The sequence below is a fragment of the Pseudomonas costantinii genome (genome assembly GCF_001870435.1).
GTDB classification, from domain to species: domain Bacteria; phylum Pseudomonadota; class Gammaproteobacteria; order Pseudomonadales; family Pseudomonadaceae; genus Aquipseudomonas; species Aquipseudomonas costantinii.
Window position 1 is genome coordinate 114358 of the sequence record NZ_MDDR01000066.1, and the last position, 14380, is coordinate 128737.

General features: G+C 61.9%; 17 protein-coding genes. 4 read left to right on the forward strand and 13 right to left on the reverse strand.

Annotation, left to right across the window (positions count from 1 at the left end; translation table 11 throughout):
- Positions 1–19: 19 nt before the first annotated feature.
- Complete coding sequence (locus BFL40_RS32030; RefSeq protein WP_071487704.1) at positions 20–922, reverse strand: LysR family transcriptional regulator; 903 nt, start codon at positions 920–922, stop codon at positions 20–22.
- 109 nt (positions 923–1031) lie between these two features.
- Here BFL40_RS32030 and BFL40_RS32035 point away from each other — a divergent pair, with 109 nt between their 5' ends.
- A complete protein-coding gene (locus BFL40_RS32035) occupies positions 1032–2246 on the forward strand; it encodes an MFS transporter (protein ID WP_071487705.1) in 1215 nt (404 codons plus the stop codon).
- Positions 2247–2327: 81 nt separating this feature from the next.
- Here BFL40_RS32035 and BFL40_RS32040 read toward each other — a convergent pair whose 3' ends face one another.
- The 10 genes from BFL40_RS32040 to ccmA form a co-directional block, all read right to left on the reverse strand.
- Entirely contained in the window at positions 2328–2720 is a 393-nt protein-coding gene (locus tag BFL40_RS32040) for a hypothetical protein (protein WP_071487706.1), read from the reverse strand.
- A 16-nt stretch (positions 2721–2736) separates the two neighbouring features.
- Complete coding sequence (gene ccmI, locus BFL40_RS32045; RefSeq protein ID WP_071487707.1) at positions 2737–3921, reverse strand: c-type cytochrome biogenesis protein CcmI; 1185 nt, start codon at positions 3919–3921, stop codon at positions 2737–2739.
- Complete coding sequence (locus tag BFL40_RS32050; RefSeq protein WP_005786512.1) at positions 3914–4387, reverse strand: cytochrome c-type biogenesis protein; 474 nt, start codon at positions 4385–4387, stop codon at positions 3914–3916. Before BFL40_RS32050 ends, ccmI begins: the two co-directional genes overlap by 8 nt.
- A complete protein-coding gene (locus BFL40_RS32055; protein ID WP_071487708.1) occupies positions 4384–4920 on the reverse strand; it encodes a DsbE family thiol:disulfide interchange protein in 537 nt (178 codons plus the stop codon). Before BFL40_RS32055 ends, BFL40_RS32050 begins: the two co-directional genes overlap by 4 nt.
- Positions 4917–6905, reverse strand: a complete 1989-nt coding sequence (locus BFL40_RS32060) for a heme lyase CcmF/NrfE family subunit (protein ID WP_071487709.1) — start codon at positions 6903–6905, stop codon at positions 4917–4919. Before BFL40_RS32060 ends, BFL40_RS32055 begins: the two co-directional genes overlap by 4 nt.
- 3 nt (positions 6906–6908) lie before the next feature.
- The gene (gene ccmE / locus BFL40_RS32065; protein WP_071487710.1) at positions 6909–7364 is read right to left on the reverse strand and encodes a cytochrome c maturation protein CcmE; all 456 of its coding nucleotides are present in this window, start codon (positions 7362–7364) and stop codon (positions 6909–6911) included.
- Positions 7361–7537: a heme exporter protein CcmD gene (gene ccmD / locus BFL40_RS32070; protein ID WP_071487711.1), complete on the reverse strand. Its 177-nt coding sequence runs from the start codon at positions 7535–7537 to the stop codon at positions 7361–7363. Before ccmD ends, ccmE begins: the two co-directional genes overlap by 4 nt.
- Positions 7534–8289, reverse strand: coding sequence for a heme ABC transporter permease (locus tag BFL40_RS32075; RefSeq protein WP_071487712.1), 756 nt, complete (start codon positions 8287–8289; stop codon positions 7534–7536). The genes ccmD and BFL40_RS32075 overlap by 4 nt, the downstream gene beginning before the upstream one ends.
- 86 nt (positions 8290–8375) lie before the next feature.
- Positions 8376–9044, reverse strand: a complete 669-nt coding sequence (ccmB, locus tag BFL40_RS32080; RefSeq protein WP_003189951.1) for a heme exporter protein CcmB — start codon at positions 9042–9044, stop codon at positions 8376–8378.
- On the reverse strand, positions 9041–9676 hold the full coding sequence (gene ccmA, locus BFL40_RS32085) for a cytochrome c biogenesis heme-transporting ATPase CcmA (protein WP_071487713.1): 636 nt from the start codon (positions 9674–9676) through the stop codon (positions 9041–9043). Before ccmA ends, ccmB begins: the two co-directional genes overlap by 4 nt.
- A gap of 200 nt (positions 9677–9876) precedes the next feature.
- On the opposite strand from ccmA, the gene fliK reads away from it, so the two are divergent.
- Complete coding sequence (gene fliK / locus BFL40_RS32090) at positions 9877–11454, forward strand: flagellar hook-length control protein FliK (RefSeq protein ID WP_071487714.1); 1578 nt, start codon at positions 9877–9879, stop codon at positions 11452–11454.
- Positions 11451–11780: an EscU/YscU/HrcU family type III secretion system export apparatus switch protein gene (locus BFL40_RS32095; protein WP_053255183.1), complete on the forward strand. Its 330-nt coding sequence runs from the start codon at positions 11451–11453 to the stop codon at positions 11778–11780. Before fliK ends, BFL40_RS32095 begins: the two co-directional genes overlap by 4 nt.
- Positions 11781–11907: 127 nt before the next feature.
- On the opposite strand, the gene BFL40_RS32100 is transcribed toward BFL40_RS32095, so the two are convergent.
- Both BFL40_RS32100 and moaB read right to left on the reverse strand, forming a co-directional pair.
- Positions 11908–13134, reverse strand: a complete 1227-nt coding sequence (locus BFL40_RS32100) for a molybdopterin molybdotransferase MoeA (RefSeq protein WP_071487715.1) — start codon at positions 13132–13134, stop codon at positions 11908–11910.
- Positions 13118–13657, reverse strand: a complete 540-nt coding sequence (gene moaB, locus BFL40_RS32105) for a molybdenum cofactor biosynthesis protein B (protein ID WP_014717696.1) — start codon at positions 13655–13657, stop codon at positions 13118–13120. The genes BFL40_RS32100 and moaB overlap by 17 nt, the downstream gene beginning before the upstream one ends.
- A gap of 76 nt (positions 13658–13733) precedes the next feature.
- Here moaB and mobA point away from each other — a divergent pair, with 76 nt between their 5' ends.
- Positions 13734–14336, forward strand: coding sequence for a molybdenum cofactor guanylyltransferase MobA (gene mobA, locus BFL40_RS32110; RefSeq protein WP_071487716.1), 603 nt, complete (start codon positions 13734–13736; stop codon positions 14334–14336).
- Positions 14337–14380 lie beyond the last annotated feature (44 nt).

The following is a 14380-nucleotide window of genomic DNA, read 5'->3' on the forward strand; positions in this document are numbered from 1 at the left end:
TACATTTAGTCCGTGTATATCAGGGGATATTTGCTTCCCGCAGGCGTAATCGTGGTGTGACGAAGTCCAGAAACGCGCGCACCTTTAACGGCAACGGCGCCTGCCCTTTGTGTACCAAACTAATGGGCAATGCCGCTGATTCATAGGGTTGCAGCACCACCTGCAAATCACCTTTTTGTACCGCATCAGCCACCTGATACGACAACACCCGAATCACCCCAACCCCAAGCGCTGCCGCTGCAATCGCAGCTTCCGCCGTGTTGACCGACAGCCGTGAATGCACCGGCACGGTCTGCTCCGATTTACCCGCGCCAAACACCCATGCGCCCACCGAGGCCAGTACTTCGAAAGTGATGCAGCTGTGCGTGGTCAAATCCTGTGGTGCCGCCGGTACACCATGGGTGTCCAGATACTGGGGACTGGCACACACCACTCGCCGCACCATGCCCACCTGCGTCGCCTTGAACGAGCTGTCGGGCAGGTCACCAATGCGCACGGCTACGTCGCACTGCTCTTCCATCAAATGCACCACGCGGTCGGTCAGCATCAAGTTGATGTTGATCTCGGGGTACTGCGCGAGAAATTCCGCCACCACCGGCACGATGTGCAAGCGCCCAAATACGATGGGCGCCGTCACCACCAGCTCACCTTTGGGCACCGCATACTCGCCGGTCGCGGCGCGTTCGGCTTCGCCGATGTCTTCCAGAATCTGTCGGCACGCCGCGAGGTAGGAGGCACCTGCGTCAGTCAACAACAGTTGCCGCGTAGTGCGGTGCAGCAGGCGTGTGCTCAGGTAAGTTTCCAACTCCGCCACTTTGCGGCTGACAGTGGCCAGTGGCATACCCAAATGGCGGGCCGCCGCCGACAAGCTGCCCGCGTCTACCACCGCAATAAACACCGACATCGACTCAAGACGATTCATGGCGCCCTATCAAATTTTGGAAGGATGATTCCTGATCCTAGGGGATTATCGACATAAACGCGACTGCGTAAGGTTGGCAACTGACCCCCTGCAATAAAAGGAGAGCGCCATGAGTGGGCTGCCGATTACATCCGAGAACTCCACCGCACCTTCGGTTACGCCGCGGGGCAAGATCATCATGATGGCGGTGATCGCCGGAGCGGTGGTGACCAATATTTATTGTACGCAGCCGGTGCTGCCGTTGATTGCGTCGGACATGGGCGTCGAAGTGTCGACGGTCAACCTGGTGGCGGGCGCAGCCCTGTTGGGGTTTGCGACTGGGTTGGCGTTGTTGCTGCCGATGGGTGACCGCTTTGACCGACGCAAGCTGGTACTCGGACAGATCGTGCTGGCGTTCTGTTTTGCCTTGGCGGCAGCGTTTGCGCCGAGTATCTGGGCATTGATCGGCGCGTCGTTTGGCCTGGGAATGGTGTCGTGTGTGCCGCAGCAGCTAGTGCCGTTTGCAGCGGTGATGTCGCAGCCCCATGAACGCGGGCGCAATGTGGGTACGGTAGTCAGCGGGATCATGCTGGGTATTTTGCTCGGCCGCACGATCAGCGGCGTGGTCGGCGAGGCCTATGGCTGGCGCGCGGTTTTTGCAATGGAAGCGGCGTTCATGGTTCCGGTGTGGTTCCTCGCGGCCAGACTGTTACCACCGGGCGTGACGAGCACAAACCTGTCCTACCCGCGCCTGCTGGCTTCGCTGTGGCCGTTGATGCGCGATAACAGCCCGATTCGCCAATCGATGATGGTGCAAGCGTTGTTATGGGCGTGCTTCAACGCGTTCTGGGTAAACCTGGCGGCGTTGTTGGCGAATGGCCCATGGCAGTTGGGCAGCGCGTGGGCCGGTGGTTTCGGGGTTATCGGCGCGGTGGGTGCGTTTGCGGCGTCGTATGGCGGCCGGGCGGCGGACAAGGTGGGTTGCCGTAAAGTGATTGGCGCCAGCGTGGGCATTGTGACCTTGGCGTTTCTGCTACTGGCCGGGGCGCAAACCTCACTCATTTTGCTGGTACTTGGGGTGATCGTGCTGGACATCGGCGTGCAGTCGGGGCTGGTTGCCAACCAGACGCGAGCGTTTGCGGTGGACCCGAAGGCTCAGGGGCGGATCAACAGTTTGTACATGACAGCCACCTTTATCGGCGGTGCGATTGGGGCGACAGTCAGTGGTTGGTTGATGGCGCGGTTTGGATGGGTGGGGATTGTGGCGTTTGGGATTGTGCTAGGGATATTGGCCGGGGTGATCCATTTGATTAGAACACCGCGTCGGGCTCAAGAGTTGGCGTAAATCCCAGGCCGAATGAAGCCCGCCCCCACAGTTAATCCTCATTTCAAGGTAAGAAAAAGGCGACCCGAAGGTCGCCTTTTGTCATTGCGCGTATTGCTTGCTCAACCCCGGCGGTACGCCGTGCACGTCGGTCTCTTCCCAAGGCCCATTCGGGCTGATGGAGCGGCTCCAGCCGTTGCTCCAGCGGTAGTAGGTGCGCTGGCGGTAGAAGGTGTCGGGCTGGTCTTCCAACACATAGACCTTCATGTTCCCGTCCCAGTGGCTCGCAGCACCCGGTGGCGGTGCGAAGGTTGGCGAGGAGCTGGGCGGTGCTTTCGGCGGTGCGGTCACCGGGCCGGAAGGCCGGGTACTCGGCTGGGTCGACGGGCCCGACGGTGGAATGGTCGGCCCGGTGGGCGCTGTAGGTCGGTGGACCGCACAAGCGCTCAGCCCCAATACCAGGCTGAGCAAGGTGATGCGTGCAAGGGCGGTCATAGGTGTTTCCTCGAAATTACTTATCCGGACTGTCGATGGTCAGCTGCTGCAATGCAGTGGTGCTGCTGGCCAAGGGTTGGCTGCGGCCGATCCACTCGCCAGTGGTCGGCTGACCGGCCCGGGATATGCGCGCAACCAGTTGGACTTCGGGAAAGTTGGACAGTTTCAACTGCGGCATCATCGCGTCGGCATCGCCCAGTTCGACGGTGACCGGCAGCTCGGCGACGGTGACGCGCTTGGCCGCCAACGGTGCCGGCGGGCCATTTACCGCGCGGGCAAAGATAAACACGCTGTCGCTCGGTAAGGCCTTGGCTTTCACATCAGCCGCCAGGTCTACGCGGACTTTCATCACGGCCTTGTGCGCGACAGTGCCACCGTTCTCTTTCAACTTCTCGGCCGCGCGATCGATGCCGCCTTGCAACGCAGCGCGGGAATTGTCTTCTGGAGGCAACTGCGCCAACAGACGGTTCCAGTAGTCGATTGCCTCCTGATAGCGCTGGCCTTCAAAGGCGGCGATACCCAGCAGGCCGAGGCTGGTGACTTCCTTCGGATCGAGTTTCAAGGCCTCATCCGTCAGGGCCTGGACCTTGGGCGACCACTGTTTGTTGTCGGCAAAGTACTGCGCTTGGGCCCACTGGCCCAGCAGCTCCGGCTGGCGACCGGCCAAGGCCACGGTGCGTTCGAAGACTTTGGCCGCATCGGCCGAACGGTCCTGGGCCATGTAGGCGCGGCCGAGGAAGTACAGGCCCTCCGGCGAGTCCGGCTGCGCGGCAGCGGCGCGCTCCAGGCGGTGGGTCATGTCTTCCATGGACACCGGCGGCTGGGAGAATTCGCGGGTCAGTTCGACCTTGTCACTGGCGCCGAAATGCAGGTACAGGCCCAGGCCCAACACGGGTACTAAAACAGCGGCGAGCAACGGCAGCGGTTTGCCGAGACGCGATTCGCGGGGCTTTTCCACGCCTTCGGTGTCGGCCAGCAACTCACGGGCGGCTTCGGCGCGTCCGGTGTCGAGTTGCGCGGCGTTGAGTACACCTTCGTCCTGCTGGACTTGCAGCTCGGCGACACGCTCTTGGTAGAGCGCCACGTTCAGCGCGGTGCGATCCTCTTCACGCTGGGCACGGCGGCCGCGCAACACAGGGATCAACAGGAAACTCAGGGCAATCAGAAGCAGCAACCCTGCTGCGAGCCAAAAATCAATCATCAGTCTTGGTGTCCAGCAATTGGTCGAGGCGTTTGCGCTCTTCGGGGGATAGCGCGTCGGAGCCATCAGTAGGCGCGGCGCGGCGACGGCGGACAATCACGGCCATGACGACCACACCGGCCAGCAACAGCCCGGCAGGGCCAAACCAGAGCAGCGCGGTCTTGCCGGTGAGCGCCGGTTTGTAGCGCACGAAATCACCGTAACGATCAACCATGAAGTCGATGATCTGCTGGTTGTCCTTGCCCTCCCCCAGCATGCGGAAGATTTCTTTGCGCAGGTCGGCGGCGATCGGCGCATTGGAGTCGGCGATGTCCTGGTTCTGGCATTTGGGGCAACGCAGTTCCTTGGTCAGATCGCGGAAGCGCTCGCGCTCGGCGTCGTTGGCGAATTCGTAGGTGTCGATGGCCGCGTGGGCCACACCGGCCAGGCCCAAGGCTAAAACGGCAGCGGTCAACCAGCGCTTCATTGTTTGGCCTCGTCGACCAGCGCCTGGTACTTGGCGGCCAGTTGCTCACGCCAGACCACTTCGTCGATCACGCCGACGTACTTGTCGCGGATCACGCCCTTGGCATCGATAAAGAAGGTTTCCGGAGCGCCATACACGCCGAGGTTCAGGCCAAGGTTGCCGTCTTCATCGCGGATATCCATCTGGTACGGGTTGTGGAATTCCGCCAGCCACTTCAACGCCGACGCATTGTCGTCCTTGTAGTTGATGCCGTAGATCACCACGCCCTTCTCTGCCAGTTTGTTCAGCACCGGATGCTCAACTCGGCAGGAAATACACCAGGTCGCCCAGACGTTGACCAATGCCGGCTTGCCCTGCAAATCGGCCTGGGTCAGGGTTCTGTCACCCTGCACCGTCGGCAGGCTAAAGGCCGGGAACTGTTTACCGATCATCGCCGACGGCAGCTCGGCGGGGTCCAGGTACAACCCGCGATACAGAAACACCGCCACCACCAGAAACAACGCCAGCGGCAACACCATCAACCAACGCTTCATACTGCTGCCCCTTGCAGGCCGAGGGTTTCACGCACCCGACTCTTGACCTTGACCCGATAACGCCGGTCCAACGCGGCCAGCAAACCGCCAAACCCTGTCAACAAACCGCCGAACCAGATCCAGCGCACAAACGGCTTCACATGCACCCGCACGGCCCAGGCGCCGTCGCCCAGCGGTTCACCCAGCGCCACATAGAGGTCACGGGTGAAACCGGCGTCGATCCCGGCTTCGGTCATCATCGAGCTTTGCACGGTGTACAGGCGTTTTTCCGGGTGCAGTACCGCCACTTCCTTGCCGTTGCGCACCACGCGCACAGTGCCTTTGTCAGAAGTGAAATTCGGGCCTTCAAAGTGCTTGGCGCCGTCGAAGATGAAGTGGTAGCCGGCCAGGTCCATCGACTCGCCCGGTGCCAGGCGCAGGTCGCGCTCGGCACTGTTCTGGCTGGACAGCACTACGCCGAGGGCGCACACGGCGATGCCGATGTGCGCGATCTGCATGCCCCAATAACTGCGGGTCAAACTCGGCAGGCCCTTGATCAAGCCTTTGTGCCGGGTCTTGTCGAAGATGTCGCGCACGCCGGCCAACAACACCCAGGCCGCGAGCAGGAAGGTGGCGAGCACCGCCCAGTTGAAGTCGCCGTAGGCGATACCGGCGATCACCGCCAAGGCCACACTGCCGAGCAATACCGGCGCCAGCATGCCCGCCAGCCATTTCACCGGGGTGTCTTTCCAGCGCACCAACATGCCGATCGCCATGACCACCATCAACAGGCCCATCAACGGAATAAACAGCGCGTTGAAGTACGGCGGGCCAACGGACAGCTTGGCGCCGCTCAGGGCATCCAGCACCAGCGGGTAAAGAGTGCCGAGCAGGATCATCGACGCCGCCACCACCAACACCAGGTTGTTACCCAGCAACAGGGTTTCCCGCGACCACAGGTTGAAGCCGACCTGGCTCTTGACCACCGGCGCGCGCAACGCAAACAACGTCAGGGAGCCACCGACCACAAACAGCAGGAAGATCAGGATGAATACGCCGCGCTCCGGATCGGAAGCAAACGCGTGCACCGAGGTCAGCACACCCGAACGCACGAGGAAGGTGCCGAGCAGGCTGAGGGAAAACGCGGCGATGGCCAGCAACACGGTCCAACTCTTGAACACGCCGCGTTTTTCAGTGACGGCCAACGAGTGAATCAGCGCCGTGCCCACCAGCCAAGGCATGAAGGAGGCGTTTTCCACCGGGTCCCAGAACCACCAGCCGCCCCAGCCGAGTTCGTAGTAAGCCCACCACGAACCGAGGGTGATACCGATACCGAGGAAGGCCCAGGCGACGATGGTCCACGGCCGCGACCAGCGCGCCCAGGCCGCATCGAGACGCCCGCCGAGCAAAGCGGCGATGGCGAAGGCGAAGGCCACGGAGAAACCGACGTAACCCATGTAGAGCATCGGCGGGTGCACGATCAAGCCGATGTCTTGCAACAGCGGGTTGAGGTCGTGCCCATCCGCCGGGATCTGCGGCAGGATGCGGGTGAACGGGTTGGAGGTCATGATCAGGAACAACAGGAAACCGATGCTGATCATGCCCATCACCGCCAGCACCCGGGCCAGCATGACTTGCGGCAGTTGACGCGAGAACACCGACACGGCGAAGGTCCAGCCGCCGAGGATCAAGGCCCACAGCAGCAATGAGCCTTCGTGAGCACCCCACACGGCGCTGAACTTGTAGTACCAAGGCAAGGCGCTGTTGGAGTTATTCGCGACATAGGCGACAGAAAAGTCGTCGGTCATAAAGGCGTAGGTCAGGCAACCGAAGGCGAACACCAGAAAGGCAAACTGCCCCCAGGCGGCCGGCTGCGCCAGGCTCATCCACAAGCGGTCACCGCGCCAGGCGCCGAGTAACGGCACCACGGCCTGGACGACGGCAAAACACAGGGCGAGGATCATCGCCAACTGGCCCAGCTCCGGAATAAACAGTGCGGACGTCATCGGTTAGCCCTCCTTCGCTGGGGTCGGGGCGGATTGACCGCTGTCTTTCAAGGCTTTGGTGACTTCCGGCGGCATGTATTTCTCATCGTGCTTGGCCAGCACTTCATCAGCCACCACCACGCCGTCGGCGTTGAGTTTGCCCAGGGCGACGATGCCCTGACCTTCGCGGAACAAATCCGGAAGGATGCCGCGGTAGGTGATGGTGACGGACTTGCTGAAGTCGGTGACCACGAAGGTCACGTCGAGGGAGTCGGCAGAACGTTTCAGCGAGCCCTTTTCCACCATGCCACCGGCGCGAATCCGCGTGTCCAGCGGTGCTTCGCCATTGGCGATCTGGGTCGGGGTGTAGAACAGGTTGATGTTCTCTCGCAGGGCGCTCATGGCCAGGGCCACGGCAATGCTCACACCGGCCAGGATGGCCAGGATGATCAACAGACGCTTTCTACGCAGCGGATTCACTTATCGGTCTCCCGGCGCAAACGACGCGCCTCTTGTTGCAGGTAACGCTTGCGGGCCAGGATCGGCGCGGCGACGTTGAGGGCCAGCACCGCCAGGCAGATGCCATAGGCCGTCCAGACATACAGGCCGTGATGGCCCATGGCGAGAAAATCACTGAAAGAAGCAAAACTCATCCACGGGCTCCCAGACTGGCTTGCACTTGGGCCTTGACCCAACTGGTGCGGGCTTCACGCTTGAGCACTTCGAGGCGCATGCGCATCAGCAGTACAGCGCCGAAGAAGCAGTAGAACCCCAGCACCATCAGCAGCAGCGGCGCCCACATTTCCACGGGCATCGCCGGCTTTTCGGTGAGGGTGAAGGTGGCGCCCTGGTGCAGGGTGTTCCACCACTCCACCGAGTATTTGATGATCGGAATGTTGATCACGCCGACGATGGCCAGCACCGCGCAGGCCTTGGCGGCGCTGTCACGGTTGCTGATGGCATTGCCCAAGGCAATCAGGCCGAAGTACAGAAACAACAGGATCAGCATGGACGTCAGTCGCGCATCCCACACCCACCACGAGCCCCAGGTCGGTTTGCCCCAGATCGCGCCGGTGACCAGCGCCACGGCGGTCATCCACGCACCGATAGGCGCGGCGCACTGCAGGGCCACGTCCGCCAGCTTCATCTTCCACACCAGGCCGACGATGCCGCACACGGCCAGCATCACGTAGCAGGACTGGGCCAGCATCGCGGCGGGCACATGGATATAGATGATGCGAAAACTGTTGCCTTGCTGGTAATCCGGCGGCGCGAAGGCCAGGCCCCAGACCAGGCCGGTGCCAATCAGCAACAGGGCGGCGATGCTCAACCACGGCAGCAGTTTGCCGCTGATGCCGTAAAACCATTTGGGCGAGCCGAGCTTGTGAAACCAGGTCCAGTTCATTGCTGTTTCCATCACGGTTGCTTCCCGTCTTTGCGGGGAGCTTAGGGTCTTTACTGACTAAACGTATAACGCTTGGCCAGACCTCATTATTCGCCGACGCTGATCTTCAGGCCAGCCGCTATAGCAAAGGGTGTCAGGGTTACCGCCAGGGCGGTCAGGCTGCCAAGCCACAAGAGGTAACCGGTCGCCGGCATCCCCATGAGCGCGGCCTGCAAGGCACCGCTGCCCAGGATCAACACCGGGATATACAAAGGCAGAATCAGCAGGGCCAACAACAGGCCGCCCCGCTTCAAACCGACGGTCAACGCTGCGCCCACCGCCCCCAACAGGCTGAGCACCGGCGTACCGAGTAACAAGGACAGCAGCAACACCGGCAGGCATTCGACGGGCAAGCCGAGCATCATCGCCAGCAGCGGCGAGAGCAAGACTAGCGCCAAGCCGGAAAAAGCCCAGTGTGCCAGCACCTTGGCCAGTACCAGAAGTGGCAGGGGGTGCGACGAAAGGACCCACTGTTCCAGGGAACCGTCTTCGAAATCACTGCGAAACAGCCCGTCCAGCGAGAGCAAAACCGATAAAAGGGCGGCTACCCACACCAGTCCCGGGGACAAGGTTTGCAACAGTTTAGTCTCGGGACCGACCGCCAAGGGGAACAGCGCGATGACGATGGCGAAGAATACCAGCGGGTTGGCCAGTTCGGCCGGACGGCGGCACAACAGCCGCGCTTCGCGGGCGACCAACAGGGCGAACACACTCATACCGAGTACCGTCCCAAATCCAGATCGCGGTAACCGACGGGCATGCGCGCCAGCGTGTGGTGAGTGGTGAGCACCACCAAGCCGCCCTGCTCGCAGTGCCGGGCCAGGTGTTCTTCGAGTTGGGCCACACCTTGTTTATCGAGGGCGGTGAACGGTTCGTCGAGAATCCACAGCGGCGGGCCGGGCAGATACAAACGGGCCAGGGCCACGCGGCGCTGTTGGCCGGCGGACAGGGTGTGACAGGGAACGTCTTCAAAGCCCTTCAGGCCAACGGCGGCCAAGGCCTGCCAGATGGCGTCGCGGGAAGCGGGATGATGCAGGGCGCTGAGCCAGCTGAGGTTTTCTTCGGCGGTCAGCACGTCCTTGATCCCGGCGGCGTGGCCGATCCAGATAAGGTTGCGTGCCAGCTCAGTGCGCTGTTCGGTCAAAGGCTTGCCATTGAGTCGGACTTCACCGGCCGTCGGCTGCATCAACCCGGCCAACAGGCGCAGCAAACTGGTCTTGCCGCTGCCGTTGGGACCGCTGATCTGCACCATGTCGCCGCCCGCCAGACGCAGTTCGAGGTGCTCGAACAGCAGGCGCAGGTCGCGTTCACAGGAGAGCGCTACGGCTTCAAGAAGAGGGCTGGTCAAAAGATCGCGGGCCTTTACGGTTCAAGTCGGCGGTGCAGCGGCCGTTATAGAGAGATGCACAATAACGGCTTTGGCGACCGATTTTAGAGAGCTGGATCAAATAGTTGTGAGGTTTTTACCGCTCTCTTTGCAGACGGGCGGCATTATACATGTGATGCCCTACTCTAAAGAGGGCAATTTCCCCTGAGACGACGCGCACGATGACCGGTGAAATCAACCTTCCTACGCTTGCTCCAGCACCCGTGGCCGGGCCTGCCCCGCTGCCTGCGACCGGTGAATTGCTCAAACTGCTGGAGCCGCAGATAGGGTTGATCGACCCTGGGAAAACCGTGAATGCCGAAGTCATCGCCCTTAAACAAGGCGGCGATGCGTTTCAGTTATTGCTCAAGTTGACCCTTGAAGGCGGCCGCCAGACGTTGGTGCAAGCCAGCAGCACCCAACCCTTGCCGTTGGGCAGCAATGTGGCGGTGAGCCAGACCCCGGCAGGTAACCTGACCCTCAGCTTGCAGCAAGCCTTGAGCGCCAATGTGGCCGCCCTCACCCGCATCGACACCACGCAAATGCCGGTGGGCACGCTGTTGCAAGCCAAGGTGCTGACCACCCAAATGCTGCCCCAAGGCACCACGCAACCGGCGATTTACCGCTCGTTGGTGACCGTGCTCACTAATGCGCTGGCCGGTGCGACTTTAACCGTGGAAAGCCCGCAGCCGCTGCGGGTCGGCAGCTTGCTCAGCGCCGTGGTGCAGAACGCGCAAACCTTGAATTTCGTGCCGTTGAGCGGCCGCCAGGATCAGTTGGCGGTCAGTCAGCAACTGGGCACCCAGCAAAGCCGCCAGGGCTCGCTGGATGTGGTCTTCACCGCCTTGCAAAACCTGCCCGCTGGCGACACCACGTCCACCGACCTGCGCGCTGCCGCCGATCGCTTGCTCGCCGCCCTGCCCGACCTGGCACAGGTGAGCAACCCGAAGGTGCTGGCGCAAGTGATACAAAACAGCGGCGCCTTTCTGGAAGCCAAATTACTGGCCGGGCAAAACCCGCAGATACCGCCGCTGGACATGAAGGGCGCCTTGCTACGCCTGGTCGCCGAATTGCTGCCCGCCCTGCCCACCAGCACCAACCTCAACGCCATTCTCGCCGCCAACACCCTGGCCCAGGTGCTGCCGAACTTCGTGCGTAACCCGCTGAGCACCCTTGGCCAGATCGGCGCCCGTCAGGCACCCGCGGGCTTTCCGCTGCCGGACAGGCTGATGCAGCGCCTGGAAGGCGAAGGCGACCTGGAAAACCTGCTGCGCCTGGCCGCCGCGGCGATTTCCCGGTTGCAAAGCCACCAGCTGTCGAGCCTGGAGCAAACCGGCACCACCGCCGATGGCCGCCTGCAAACCACCTGGCAGCTGGAAATCCCTATGCGCACCTTGCAGGACATCGTCCCGCTGCAGGTCAAGTTCCAACGCGAAGAACCGGCGCCGGACAAAGACCAGCCCGAACGCAAAGACAAGAAAGACCCCAAACAGATGCTCTGGCGTGTCGAGCTGGCCTTCGACATGGAGCCATTGGGGCCGTTGCAGGTTCAGGCACAACTGACGCTGGGCAAACTGTCCAGCCAGTTATGGGCAACTCGACCGTTCACCGCCAGTTTGATCGAAAGCCATTTGGGCAGCTTGCGCGAGCGGCTGGTGACATCGGGTATCAACGTTGGCGATTTGGATTGCCACCTCGGCACCCCACCACGCGGGCCAAGAACCGGACTGGAGCAACGCTGGGTGGATGAAACCGCATGAAAAACCCAACCCCGCCGCGCCAGGCGATTGCCCTCAAGTACGACGGCCAGCAAGCGCCGACCCTGACGGCCAAGGGTGACGACGCCTTGGCCGAAGCCATTCTCAAATTGGCACGGGAAAATGAAGTGCCCATCTATGAGAATGCCGAGCTGGTGAAGCTGCTGGCGCGCATGGAACTGGGGGACAGTATCCCGGAGGAGTTGTACCGCACCGTGGCCGAGATTATTGCGTTTGCATGGACGCTGAAAGGCAAGTTCCCGGTGGGGTATGACCCGAATGCAGAGCCGGTGGAGCGGGATGTGACTGAGCGTGGGGATGACTACTGAGTTTTCGCAGACATATGTAGAACCAAATGTGGGAGCTGGCTTGCCTGCGATAGCAGCGTGTCAGCCCACACATGTGCGACTGATACACCGTTATCGCAGGCAAGCCAGCTCCCACAGAGGATCGCGATCAGTTCAGGACTTCACTCAGCGGAATGAAGTTAACTCGATCGCCGATCGCCAACGTCGTCCCTTCCAGTACCTCCACAAACCCTTCCGCCCACGCTGCGCTGCGCAGCACGCCGGAGCTTTGGTTACGGTAGATGATCGCCTTGCCCTGCTCGATGCGCCCGCGCAGGTACTCGCGGCGGTTACCCGGTTTGGGCCAGACGAACCCCACCGGCACCTCGAAACGCAGCGGCTCCACGTCTTCCACACCTTGGCGGCGCAGCAGATAAGGGCGAGCCAGCAGCGCAAACGTCACCAGCGTCGAGGCCGGGTTGCCGGGCAGACCGATCACCGGCACACCCCGAAAGTGACCGAAGGTCAGTGGCTTGCCCGGTTTGATCGCGAGCTTCCAGAGGGCCAGTTCGCCCTCTTCACGCAAGGCGATGCCAAGGAAATCCGCTTCGCCGACTGATACACCACCGGTAGACAGAATCAGGTCGACACCGCCCAAGTCTGCCAGCCGTGTGCGGGTTTTTTCCAGGTCATCCGGAAGAATCCCGGCATCGATCACTTCGCAACCCATGCGTTCCAACCAACTGCACAACACGCGGCGGTTGCTGTTGTAGATCTGGCCCGGGCCCAGCGGCAAGCCGGGCTCGATCAACTCGTCGCCGGTGGACAGCACGGCCACGCGCACGCGGCGCACCACGTTCAGTCGGTCATGACCCAGCGATGCGGCAAGACCCAGTTCAATCGGGCCTAGACGTGTACCGGCCGTCAATACCAACTCGCCCACCGTGGTTTCCTGGCCTTGGGGCCGGATGTTCTGATTCACGTGCAACGACTCGGTGAAGCTCACGCGCTCGTCGGCGTGAACCACCGCGTTTTCCTGCATTTCTACGCAGTCCGCGCCTTCCGGCACTGGCGCGCCAGTGAAAATTCGGGCGCAGGTGCCAACAGCCAGAGGTTGCGGCGCCTGGCCTGCAAAAATGCGCTGGCTGACCACCAATGGCTCGCCCGCCCAGTCCGAAAGGCGCAGGGCATAACCGTCCATGGCACTGTTGGGCCAGGGCGGCAGGTCGAGAGTGGAGATCAGGTCTTGCGCCAATACACGACCATCGCAATCAGCCAGGGGCAACTCTTCCTGCTCACGGATCGGCGCGGCTTCGGCCATGTCCAACAGTTGTTGCAACGCGTCTTCCACCGGCATCAAGGCGCCGGTCTTGCCGGGCTTATCCACGGGATTCACAGGGTTCAGCCTGCTTCAGGTGAGGAACGAAGTTGCACGGGCGGTGGCGGTTATCCAGTTGCTCAGCAAGGATGCCATCCCAGCCGGTCCGCACAGCGTTGGTCGAACCCGGCAGGCAACACACCAGCGTGCCGTTGGCCAGGCCGGCCAGGGCACGGGATTGCACGGTGGAGGTGCCGATGTCGGCCACGGATATCTGGCGGAACAGTTCGCCAAAACCGTCGACCTGCTTGTCCAACAGGCAGCTCACGGCTTCGGGCGTGCTGTCGCGGCCGGTGAAGCCTGTGCCGCCGGTGATCAGTACGACCTGCACCACGTCTTCTGCAATCCAGTGGGCGACTTGGGCGCGAATTTTGTAGAGGTCGTCCTTGAGCAGTACGCGCTCGGCCAGGCGGTGGCCGGCAGCGGTCAGGCGGTCGACGAAGACTTGGCCTGACGTGTCAGTCTCAAGGGTGCGGGTGTCGCTGACGGTCAGCACAGCAATATTCAGGGGTACGAAGGGCGCATCAGCCTTGGCTTTCATGGCTCGGTCCGGTTGTCGAAGGAACAGCCCGATGTTATATCACAGGGCCCTATTTACCTGCCGCAGCGGAACCGCCATGCCTCTTGATTCTTTGCCCCTGCCTTGTTCGATTCTTCTGCTCGCCGGTGGTCGTGGCCAGCGCATGGGCGGCCAGGATAAAGGCCTGCTGCAATGGCACGGTCAACCCCTGATCGAGCAGTTACAGTGCCTGGCCCGACCGTTGACGGATGACCTGATCATCTCGTGCAACCGCAACCATGACCGGTACGCGCCTTATGCCGACCAGTTAGTGAGCGACGACAGCCCGGACTTCCCCGGCCCATTGGCAGGCATTCGTGCAGGATTGGCCGCCGCGCGTCATGGGCACCTGCTGGTGCTGCCGTGTGATGTGCCGAACATTGACCTGCAACTGCTCACCGCGCTGCGGGGGATGGCGCAACGCAACCCGCTGCTGCCGGTGATGGTGCGCCATGGTGAGTTCTGGGAACCCTTGATTTGCATCATCCCCACCGCGCTGCAAGGTCAGGTGGAACGTGCATGGGAAGCCGGTGAGCGCAGCCCGCGCAAAATCTTCCTGCAACTGGGTGGCGTAGGTCTGGAATGCCCGGCCGAGGACCCACGCCTGGTCAATCTCAATACACCTGAGCTGTTGCAGCCCGGCTCCGGCGTGTCAGAATGAACCTCGCACAAGGAACTTTGTCGACGTCACACACGTCACAAGGT

Excerpts from the sequence above, each read along its gene's own strand:
- BFL40_RS32030 (WP_071487704.1), bottom strand. The coding sequence starts at position 922 with ATGAATCGTCTTGAGTCGATGTCGGTGTTTATTGCGGTGGTAGACGCG.
- BFL40_RS32035 (WP_071487705.1), top strand. The coding sequence starts at position 1,032 with ATGAGTGGGCTGCCGATTACATCCGAGAACTCCACCGCACCTTCGGTT.
- BFL40_RS32040 (WP_071487706.1), bottom strand. The coding sequence starts at position 2,720 with ATGACCGCCCTTGCACGCATCACCTTGCTCAGCCTGGTATTGGGGCTG.
- ccmI (WP_071487707.1), bottom strand. The coding sequence starts at position 3,921 with ATGATTGATTTTTGGCTCGCAGCAGGGTTGCTGCTTCTGATTGCCCTG.
- BFL40_RS32050 (WP_005786512.1), bottom strand. The coding sequence starts at position 4,387 with ATGAAGCGCTGGTTGACCGCTGCCGTTTTAGCCTTGGGCCTGGCCGGT.
- BFL40_RS32055 (WP_071487708.1), bottom strand. The coding sequence starts at position 4,920 with ATGAAGCGTTGGTTGATGGTGTTGCCGCTGGCGTTGTTTCTGGTGGTG.
- BFL40_RS32060 (WP_071487709.1), bottom strand. The coding sequence starts at position 6,905 with ATGACGTCCGCACTGTTTATTCCGGAGCTGGGCCAGTTGGCGATGATC.
- ccmD (WP_071487711.1), bottom strand. The coding sequence starts at position 7,537 with ATGAGTTTTGCTTCTTTCAGTGATTTTCTCGCCATGGGCCATCACGGC.
- BFL40_RS32075 (WP_071487712.1), bottom strand. The coding sequence starts at position 8,289 with ATGAACTGGACCTGGTTTCACAAGCTCGGCTCGCCCAAATGGTTTTAC.
- ccmB (WP_003189951.1), bottom strand. The coding sequence starts at position 9,044 with ATGAGTGTGTTCGCCCTGTTGGTCGCCCGCGAAGCGCGGCTGTTGTGC.
- fliK (WP_071487714.1), top strand. The coding sequence starts at position 9,877 with ATGACCGGTGAAATCAACCTTCCTACGCTTGCTCCAGCACCCGTGGCC.
- BFL40_RS32095 (WP_053255183.1), top strand. The coding sequence starts at position 11,451 with ATGAAAAACCCAACCCCGCCGCGCCAGGCGATTGCCCTCAAGTACGAC.
- moaB (WP_014717696.1), bottom strand. The coding sequence starts at position 13,657 with ATGAAAGCCAAGGCTGATGCGCCCTTCGTACCCCTGAATATTGCTGTG.
- mobA (WP_071487716.1), top strand. The coding sequence starts at position 13,734 with ATGCCTCTTGATTCTTTGCCCCTGCCTTGTTCGATTCTTCTGCTCGCC.